The 9037-nt window shown below is 65.9% G+C and carries 7 protein-coding genes; all 7 read right to left on the bottom strand.

Translation table 11 applies throughout. The annotated features are described in order from the left end of the window. Positions 1 to 292 precede the first annotated feature (292 nt). The 7 genes from JZY06_RS10335 to JZY06_RS10305 all read right to left on the bottom strand — a co-directional run bounded on the left by JZY06_RS10335 (position 293) and on the right by JZY06_RS10305 (position 8925). Positions 293 to 1207 carry an anchored repeat-type ABC transporter permease subunit gene (locus tag JZY06_RS10335; protein WP_207279451.1) on the bottom strand — a complete coding sequence of 305 codons (915 nt, stop codon included), beginning with the start codon at positions 1205 to 1207 and terminating at the stop codon, positions 293 to 295. Beyond that, entirely contained in the window at positions 1201 to 2043 is an 843-nt protein-coding gene (locus JZY06_RS10330; protein ID WP_207279450.1) for an anchored repeat-type ABC transporter ATP-binding subunit, read from the bottom strand. Before JZY06_RS10330 ends, JZY06_RS10335 begins: the two co-directional genes overlap by 7 nt. After that, the gene (locus JZY06_RS10325; protein WP_207279449.1) at positions 2043 to 3254 is read right to left on the bottom strand and encodes a choice-of-anchor M domain-containing protein; all 1212 of its coding nucleotides are present in this window, start codon (positions 3252 to 3254) and stop codon (positions 2043 to 2045) included. The genes JZY06_RS10330 and JZY06_RS10325 overlap by 1 nt, the downstream gene beginning before the upstream one ends. Beyond that, on the bottom strand, positions 3251 to 5014 hold the full coding sequence (locus tag JZY06_RS10320) for a metal ABC transporter solute-binding protein, Zn/Mn family (protein WP_207279448.1): 1764 nt from the start codon (positions 5012 to 5014) through the stop codon (positions 3251 to 3253). Before JZY06_RS10320 ends, JZY06_RS10325 begins: the two co-directional genes overlap by 4 nt. Beyond that, positions 5004 to 6893: a TIGR03773 family transporter-associated surface protein gene (locus JZY06_RS10315; RefSeq protein WP_207279447.1), complete on the bottom strand. Its 1890-nt coding sequence runs from the start codon at positions 6891 to 6893 to the stop codon at positions 5004 to 5006. Before JZY06_RS10315 ends, JZY06_RS10320 begins: the two co-directional genes overlap by 11 nt. A gap of 293 nt (positions 6894 to 7186) precedes the next feature. Beyond that, positions 7187 to 7672, bottom strand: a complete 486-nt coding sequence (locus JZY06_RS10310) for a hypothetical protein (protein WP_207279446.1) — start codon at positions 7670 to 7672, stop codon at positions 7187 to 7189. Positions 7673 to 7908: 236 nt separating this feature from the next. Then, positions 7909 to 8925: a DoxX family protein gene (locus tag JZY06_RS10305; RefSeq protein ID WP_207279445.1), complete on the bottom strand. Its 1017-nt coding sequence runs from the start codon at positions 8923 to 8925 to the stop codon at positions 7909 to 7911. Positions 8926 to 9037 lie beyond the last annotated feature (112 nt).

The following is a 9037-nucleotide window of genomic DNA, read 5'->3' as shown; positions in this document are numbered from 1 at the left end:
ACCCGGTCTGTGGGATCCCTGTTGTTCGGTTTCGGCAGCGGTGGCGGTCAGTGGTACTGCGGCGGTGGCTGCGCCGAGTATTACGGCTGCCAGCCCGGCCGCTGTTTTCCGGGCGATTCCCGCCCAGCGTGAGGTAGTCATTGTTAATTGTTCCTGATCTTTAAAAAAGTGCGGATGCGTTAATGGTGGATGGCACTGACAGCTTCTTTCGGGTCAGGACGAATCGGCGGCAGGATGCGGCAGGAAACAATGGGATTTTGCCCCTGGCAGTGGGGGCAGTGGCGGTGGTGGCTCATCGGCTGTCCACCCCGCTGGTTGTGGCCGTGCCCGCGGTGGCAGCCTGGTTGGTGCTGTTGGTGCGGACGAGTTTTTCTCTGACGGGTCCGGTGGGGCCGAACACCCACACGAGCATGAACAGCACCGCCAGCACAAGCACAATGGCAGCACCGGTGGGAACATCCAGCGACCAGGCCAGATAGATGCCGAAAAAGGAGCCGACGGCACCGATTGCCGGAGACATCACCAGCATGGCGGCAACAGAGTTCGACAGCAGCCGGGCGGTGGCTGCCGGGGTCACCAGCAGGGCCAGCACCAAAATGTTGCCGACGGTGGCGACACTGATGACCACGGCGGCGGCGACACACACGTAGAGCACTGTGTCGATGAGGGTGACTTTCAGCCCCAAAGCCTGGGCTGATTCGCGGTCCAGGCTGACGGTGACGATTTTGTGGTGCAGTCCGATGGTGACCACCGCCACCGCCAGACCGACCAGGCCCACTGCGGCAATATCGCTGTTGGTCACGCCCGTGATCGATCCGAACAGAAAGGAACTCAGCGACGCGGTGTAGCCGTTGACCCGGCTGATGATCACCAGGCCTGCTGCGAAAGCCGCCGCCATCAAAATACCGATCAAGGAATCTTCCTTGACTCTTCCGGTGGCGGCGAACAGAGCCACCGCAATGGCCACACCGATACCGGCTACTGCCCCACCCAACAGGTAGGACCCCTGGAAGACGAAGGCCACCGCAATTCCGGGAAACACGGCGTGGGCGACAGCATCACCGATAAAAGCCATGCCGCGCAACACCACGTGTACGCCGACCAGCCCGCACACGATGGATGACAGGGCGGCCACCAGGACTGCTTTCGGCAGGAATGCCAGCGCCGGGTTGGTCAGATCGTTAAGAAAATCGGCAAATGTCAGCATCCCAGACTCCTTGTGGTGTTCCCGGACGCGTGACGGCCAGTTGCCCCTGTGGCAACTACTCCTGCGGTGCGCAGCAGATGGTGGTCGGGGCCGATACCGAAGGTGTCCATCCAAATCTCGGGGTACATCAGTTCGGCGGGCCTGGCATGTGCCCGCAGGCTGCGGTTAATCAGTACCAGCCGGTCACAGATATCGGTGGCACCGCCAATATCGTGGGTGGTCATCACCACGGTGGTGCCGTGTTCGGCCAGCGACCGGCAGGTTAAAAGCAGTTCGTGTTCGCCGGGCATGTCCAGGCCGGTACAGGGTTCATCAAGCAGCAGCACCGACGGGTTTTTCGCCAGAGCCCGGGCCAGCAGCACCCGCTGGCGCTGCCCGCCGGACAACTGCCCGATCGGCCGGTTGGCCAGGTGGCTGATACCGACTTTGTCCAGGGCTGTCCCCACTGCCGCCCAGTCGCCTTTACCGGCGAACAATCTCCAGCCCATCCCACCGGTGCGCCCGGTGAATACGGCTGTGGCCACATCGATCGGATAGTTCCAGTCGATGTTGTGGCGCTGCGGCACATAGCCGATACGGGCCGCGCGTTTCGCACCCACCGCCCCGTCGACCGCTACTTTCCCGGTCACCGGGGTGGTGCCGATAATGCTGCGCAACAGCGTGGTTTTCCCGGCTCCGTTGGGGCCCAGAATGCCGGTGAAGCTTCCCCGTTTTATGGTCAGGTTGATGTTGTCGAGGACTTTCCTGTGGCCGAGCACCACATGAAGGCCTGTGACCGTGATTGCCGGCGGCACCTGTTGCCTAGGGGATGTGCCGGGAGTGTGCGGTTGACTCATCAGCTCTCCTGCCCCCCTGTCTGATTGAGTCCTGCCCGGCGGTTGATTTTCGCCCGGATGGCCAGTGCCCCGCCGACAAGCACCCCGGCAAGCAGCAGCATGACAACACCCAAAGCAATGAGCATGCCACGGTTGTTGCCGCCGTCGGCCACGTCCTGGGCGACAGGTTCTGTGGTGGCGGCGGGCTGGCTGGGGGTGTCCGCGGCCGCACTGTCCTCGGTTGTGGCCGCAGGCTGGTCGGGGTTGTCCGTCTTTGTCTCGGCTGGTGTGTCGGTGGTGGTTTCTTCTTGGGCCTCAGATCCGGCGGTGTCTGCGGCAGAACCGGTGACGGCGTCTGTGGCGGTGCGGGCGCTGGTGTCTTTGGCTGCGCTGATATCCGCGTCACCGACGGCAAAGGTGATCGTCGAGCGCGCTGAGGTTGCGTCCCCTGCGGGGGTTTCACCGGTTGCGGTCACCACCATGGTGTGGATGCCGGGTTCGGTGAACACCCAGTTCAGGTGGGAGTGGGTGTGCATTTCAACGAAAATGCTGGCGGTGTCACCGTCAAGGGTGGAAAACAGTTTCTGCGGGCCGCCGAAACCGCCGGACTGCACAAACATCGACACTTCCCCGTCACCGCTGTGGGGGCCGAAGGTGAAGGTCATGCCGCGGACGAACTGTTCTGTCACCGTCGGCGACTGGGTGGACCAGCCCAGCCAGGGAACCCCGGCTATCTGGTTTTGCGGCACCGCCCAAACCTGCTGTCCCGGCTTCGCACCGGTGAAGGCGTAGTCGTTGCCGGCCTCGGGGATGGTCTGCAGGGCACTGTCACCCAACACAAACACCGCGTCACTGAAATGCCGCCACACCGGCGGGGTGACGGTGTCGTCGCGGAAAAGCAGTTGTAGGTCTCCGTCGACAATCAGCGGGCCGATGTCAATGTGCCCGGAGTCAATGACCACCGGGTTTCCTTCCGGCACCACTTTCTCGTCGGCGGAGACGGTCTGTTTGAGAGCCGGATCCCCAGCGTCTTGCGCCTGGGCCGGGGCACCACCTGCCACAGCGGCAACCATCATCGCCGCGGTGGCAACCGCAGCCACCACAAAGCGGCGGGTGAACAGGCGGATGGGGGAAATGTGTGTCACAGGGGTGCGCTCCTGGTGGATCGGAATCGGAATCATGGTCGGCGGGAAAAAACTGCCGCCCGGATTGGTGGGAATGCTGCAGGTCATGGTGTGCCCCCTGTCGGAACCGGTGAGGAGGGGGTGCCACCCAAACAGTCGGCCAGTGAATCGGCGTTGGCTTTCATCATCGCGGTGTAGGTGCGAACCGTATCGTCGAAAGTGTCGCCCCAAATGGGGCACACCCTGATTCCGCGTGCCCCGGCCGCGGCCACCAGGTCTTTGGCCCGGTTGGTGAAGTTCGGTTCCAGAAACACCGCCGGAACCTTCAGCTGGTCGAGGGTGGCGGCCAGGGCCGCCAGATCCCGCGGGCTGGGTTCGACCGACGGGTTCGGGGTGACAAAGCCGGCGATTTTCATCCCGTAGGCTTTGCCCAGGTAGCCGTAGGCATCATGGGTGGTGACCAGATGTTTTCTGTTGGCCGGAATGGTGTCTATGGTGCGGCGGACATAGGCGTCGGTCTCTGCCAGCTCATTGATGTAGCGCCGGGTATTGTCGGCATAGATCGATGCCCCGGCAGGATCGGCAGCCACCAGCTCATCGCGGATGTGTTCGGCGAAAGCGGCCACATTGTCCACTGACTGCCACACATGCGGGTCGATCTCCCCGTGAACGTGTTTGCCGATGACAGCCTGCCGCAGCATGTAGGCTTCCGTGCCCGGCCGTCCCACCGCCCGGTAGCGGGCATCAGCGGGAACCAGCTGCAGTGTCGACGGGGGAACCGCAATCACCGTGGCATTGGTTTCCGAGGTGAAGTCACTGGTGCAGCCGTTGCCATCGTCATGTCCGCTATGATCGTGGCCCTCATGGTCTTGACCGTCGTGATCGTGGTCGCGGCCCTCATGGCCATCTCCGTCATGGTCGTGGTCATGATCATGGTCGTGGTCGTGTTTGCAGGAGCTGTCGTCGGCGTCGCCCCGGATGGTGAATCCGCCGTCCAGGGACACGGCAATGTCCTGGTGCCCGGAATCGACGACCCGCGGGGTGGCCTGTCCCGGTGCCGGTGCTGCTGCGGCGAAAGCCTCCGACGGGTCGACACCGACGGCGAAGATGATCTCTGTGTGCCCCAGGTCTTTTGTGGCGCCGGACCGGGTGTGGTCGACCAGGCGGGCTGAAAGCCCCAGCCGGTAGACACCTGGTTCGGTGAACATCCAGCTCATGTGGGTGTGGGCGTGGGTGGGAAGTACCAGGGTGTCGTTTCTTTCATCCAATCCGTCACCACTGGCGAAAAACACTTCCGGATCACCGAAGGTGCCGGTGACGAAAGCCGACGCCGTGCCCGGGCCGTCCAGACCGGTGGCGGTGACCTCCACTGTTGCTGAGGAATCGGCTCCGCTGTCGGTGGCTTTGCCGGTCACCCGCATGCCCAGCCACACGGTGTCCAGGGACAAATCCTCCACCAGTGGGATCAGTTCCGCCCCGTAGCCGCCGGAGGTTTCCGCCAGCTGCACATGCCGGATACCGGGGCGCAGGTTGGCATCCACCGTCCTGATCAGTGACTGTTGTTCCAATAGCAGGTTGGTGCTGAAGGCGATATCGGCGTTGGCGATGCTGCGCACACTGCGCAGGGTCGGCTCATAGGTGTGGGGGTCGGCGTTGTAGGGCACCAGCGGGGTGACCCGGGCGCGGTCACCGGCGATATTGGAGGCGATGTCAGCCAGGATCGCGGTGGTGGTCACCACATCCACGGTCTGGTCGGCCGCGGCCGGGCCACCGGAGGAGCATCCGGTGGCCGCCGCCGTCGCCGCGACCGCCAGCACAGCTGTGGCGCACCGCCGGCCGCCCCGGCCGGCGGGACGACTAGAGGTCACGGACCCGGCTCCCGCCCATCAGCGCAAGGCCCAGGCTCAGGCATGCCACCGCCACAAACAGTACGGCTGCGACAAGCGGATCAATACCGGTGTTGGCCATCACTGCCCCGCCCCGGCGGCCGGGCTCCGTTGCCGTGGATGCCGCGGCCGCCGGGCCGGCAGTGGTGTCGTCTGCTGCGCCGCCGGTCTCGGCCACCCGGGTCCCGGTCTGCGGATCACAGGGCTGGCCGGCGGCATCAACGTAGCTGGCATCGGTGTTCGTGGCGGTGGTCACCGTGGCCCCCAGATCAAAGTGCCCGGAGTTCACCCCGTCGCCCTCACCGACGGTGAAGGTCAAGGTGGTGGGTTTTTCCAGGACCGTGCCGCTGTGGGTGCGGGCGGTTTGGGTGATCGTCACGGTGTAGGTTCCGGGGGTATCGAAGATCCAGTTCGGGTGGACGTGGGTGTTGCGGGCAATGACCACCTGTCCGGACGGCCGTCCCGGGGCGGCGGAAAACCACCGGTCGCCGACCACCTGCCCGAAGTTGCCGGAGGTAAAGACCTCCATTCGGCCGGGGCCGGTGAAACCGGTCAACCGCCAGGTGACCTCACCGGTGGTGGCGGCCAAAAGATCATCGTTCATGGTGTTCGCGCCCAGCCACGGCACCTCGTCGACCTGGGTGGCACCGATCATGTGGACCTCGGTTCCCGCCGCAATGGCACCCACCGGCACAGTGGTGGTCGCGGTTGCTTTCGGCCCCAGGTGGAAGACCAGGCTTTCCGGGTCGACCATCCGGGCCGGCGCGGTGCGGTCATCACGGATCACCGGGGTGAGCACCTGCCCGCTGACGGTGTGTTCGACCAGGGTGCACTGCCCGGCGGCGGTCCCGGCCCGGGGCGTGTCGTCCACGGCGGCACCGGGTGTGTCGGCCTGGCTGCGGCGCGGTGTGCGATCACCTGCGGGTGCGGGATCACTGGCGGTGTATCCGCTGCCGGAGGAGCCGAACCCGGAGGAACCGGATGCGGCGCCGGCCGGGCGTTTCGCGGTGGGTTCATCCCGCCTGACCGGGGTATTGAGCCACGGGTCATCCAGCGGGTTGAAGTAGGGTTTGCTGGGCGTTGCCGTGGTGGTGGAGCTTGCTGTGGCCGAATCCTTCTTTCCCCCGTCGGTGTCGGTTCCGGCCGTGGCGGTGGGCGCCGCGGCCTCGGATGACGGGTCGGTGCCGGTACCGCTGCCGGTGCCGCTGCCGTCACCGTTGCCTTCGACGATCCAGGTGTAGGTTCCCGTGTTCGAGGTCTTTCCCCCGCCGGTGGCATGGACCTCCATGGTGTAGGTGCCGGGTTCGGTGAACAGCCAGTAGGCGTGGACGTGGGCCGGATTGGCCTGGTGCCGCACCGATCCGGAGCGCACCTGGAAACCGTCCTTTAAAAGGGGAACCAAACCGGTGCTGAAACCGTCGGCCTGGGTGGCCAGGTAAATGCTTCCCGGACCCTCAACCCTGTCGAAGACGATGTCGATGGCGCCGAACCCCGCGGACTGGACACCCAGGGTATCGAAACCGGGCCACAGCAGGCCGGGCTTTTGGGTCAGCGGCAGCAGCCAGCCGGTCTCCCCGAAAGTGGAGAAGGGACCCTCCAGGCTTGTTTTGGCCTCCTCACGGACAACCAGCTGAACATCTTCCGGCTGCCGCAGCACATTATGCCCGGTGATGTCTTCTTTGACGGTGAGAACCAGATTGCCCTTCTCATCAGCCACCACATTGATGAAATCGGTGTGCCCGTCCGCGAGATCCACCGCCCGGGCAACGGTGGCCGACAGGACCATGCCGATGGCCGCCAACACGGTGACGGCGAAAACCGCAACAGTGCGGCGTGCATGGCGGAGGAAAGTTGGTGACACGATCGTCTCCCGGAAAATCGGGCGGCGGGCAGCCGCGGAAAGTTAATTGAAATCCGTTTCCATAAGTTAATGGCAATGGTTCCGGTTTTCAACTCTCCGGGAAAAGACACAGCACACGGCGCCGCGGGGCAGCAAAAAACCCGGCCGAAGCCGGGTCGGGGCGCCGATGGCGCCCCCGTTGGCGTGTCCCGGCACCCTGTGTGCGCACCGGCGGCTGCGGCTGCCCCGGAAGGCGGACGGTCCACCTGCCGGGGCAGCCGGTGGTGTGGGGGGCTTTGTCGACCCTTGCCGGACTAGTCGTCGAAGATGTCGGCGGTCGGCCCGGTGCGCCGGGCGCTGCGGCGGCTGTCGGGAATATCCAGCCCTGCACCGGTGTCCTCGGGGGCGCGTCCGGTGATTTTCAGCCGAATGGAAAACACAACCACCACAACCATCGCACCGAACAGCAGCATGCCCGTCAGTGCCATGATCATCCAGGTGGGCCACAGCCCGGTGATGTGGTTTTTCGCCCACACCCCGAATACCGGCGAGTAGCCGAATGCCAGCCCCACCACAGTGCCCGCCCCGGCGGACGGTTTCCACCACCAGGTTGCCGCCGCCACCAGCACCGTGACGGCCACCAGCAGCACGCCGAACTGCCAGGCGGACGGGGCGGTGGCGTGGGTGCCCATCAAGGCCAGCCACACCCCCGCCCCGGTGGCGGCGCCGGCACAGAGACCGCACACAAATCGCAGAACAAGACCGGCCGACCGTTTGTCGGCGCTCGGAGTGGAAGTCACAGCGGATTCATCCCGCCTTTCTGGTTGATGGTGATAACGGCACCGGTTGATGCCCCGGCCGGTAATTCCCGCCGGCGGTGGCGGACCGGCACCGTCCTCGCTGCCAGACGACAGCGCCGGCGGTGACGGGCGAATACCGTCTTCGCCCGCGGAATCCCTCTGCCGCGGGTGGGTGCCCCACCCGCCGGACAGGCCGGGGGCGGGCACATGCAGGGCGGATGGTGGGGCGGGGTTTTTTACGCCACGGCCGCAAACCACCACAGGGCGGCCGCCGCGGCAGAACCGAGGAGGAAAAACAGCCACGATGAGGCCAGGGGGCGGGTGGCCCAGCCGCGGGAGAAATCGGCGCTGATCCGGCCCGGACCGGTGAATTGGACAGTCACGGCGAGGGCCACCAGCATCAGGGCCAGCCACACCGAATCATCCCAGGCAAGCGGGGATGCGGCCGTCCCCGCGGCGGTGATGGTCTCCAGGGCGCTGAAACTGGTGACCACCACGGCACCGGCGGCGGCCACCGGGCTGATCAGCCCGAGCAGCAAAAACACTCCCACCGCCAGTTCCACGGAGGTCAGGCCAATAGCCAGGGCACCGGGCCAGGCATAGCCCGCCAGGGCGGTTTCGCGTGCCTGCAGCCCACCGGCGCCATCCAGATCAAACAGCACCGACAGCGCCTGGAAGACCAGCAAAGCGGCGAAGACGACCCGCAGCACGAACAGACCGAAATCGATGGTGCCGCGTTTGCCGACCGGGGCCGGGGCCTGCGCCGCCTGGGCCTGCCCGGCCGGATCATATCCCGGCGGCATGGCCTGCCCGGCCGGATCATATCCCGGCGGCACCGACTGCAGGGCCGGATCATAGGTCACCGCCGGGGCGGGGGCCTGCTCCCCCGCCTGGGCGGATCCCACGGCGGGAATCGCCGTGGTGGCCTCGGTATCGGCGGGGGGCACCGCACCGGTGGCCGGGGCGACAGGGCCGTTTGCCGGGGTTTGGTTGCCCGGCGCGGCGAACACGGCGGTCGGTGCGTCGCTGTTGTCCGCCGCCGGTTCAATACGCTGCGGCTCGGCCCGCCCGGCGCGCCGGTACAGATCATCGGCCGCCGTCGCCGGGGCCGTGTCCGGGGTGGGCTGCGGCGGGGTGCCGGGCATCCCGTCGGGGGTTACCGGCCGGGAATCCGCGGGCCGGTAGGTGGGGATGTCGTCCCCGGGCTGTGCCCGGTCGGGTCCGTTGCTGCTGGAAGCGGATGTGTCGTTCATGTCCCCAACAGTAGGGAAAAACCGTCTGTTGTGGGGTGGCCCGCGCCGGTGGGGGTTTGAAAAATCCGCCCCGCAACCCGCGGCGGGGTTGCTCCCGCCGCCGGGGTGTCCG

Source organism: Corynebacterium mendelii (assembly GCF_017307055.1).
Taxonomy (GTDB): Bacteria; Actinomycetota; Actinomycetes; order Mycobacteriales; family Mycobacteriaceae; genus Corynebacterium; species Corynebacterium mendelii.
Note: the sequence above shows the minus strand (reverse complement) of the source record. Positions and strands in the feature narration are given on the sequence as shown.

What these genes read in the sequence shown, in the direction of transcription:
- JZY06_RS10330 (WP_207279450.1), bottom strand. Translation starts at nt 2,043, where the DNA reads ATGAGTCAACCGCACACTCCCGGCACATCCCCTAGGCAACAGGTGCCG.
- JZY06_RS10325 (WP_207279449.1), bottom strand. Translation starts at nt 3,254, where the DNA reads ATGACCTGCAGCATTCCCACCAATCCGGGCGGCAGTTTTTTCCCGCCG.
- JZY06_RS10305 (WP_207279445.1), bottom strand. Translation starts at nt 8,925, where the DNA reads ATGAACGACACATCCGCTTCCAGCAGCAACGGACCCGACCGGGCACAG.
- JZY06_RS10335 (WP_207279451.1), bottom strand. Translation starts at nt 1,207, where the DNA reads ATGCTGACATTTGCCGATTTTCTTAACGATCTGACCAACCCGGCGCTG.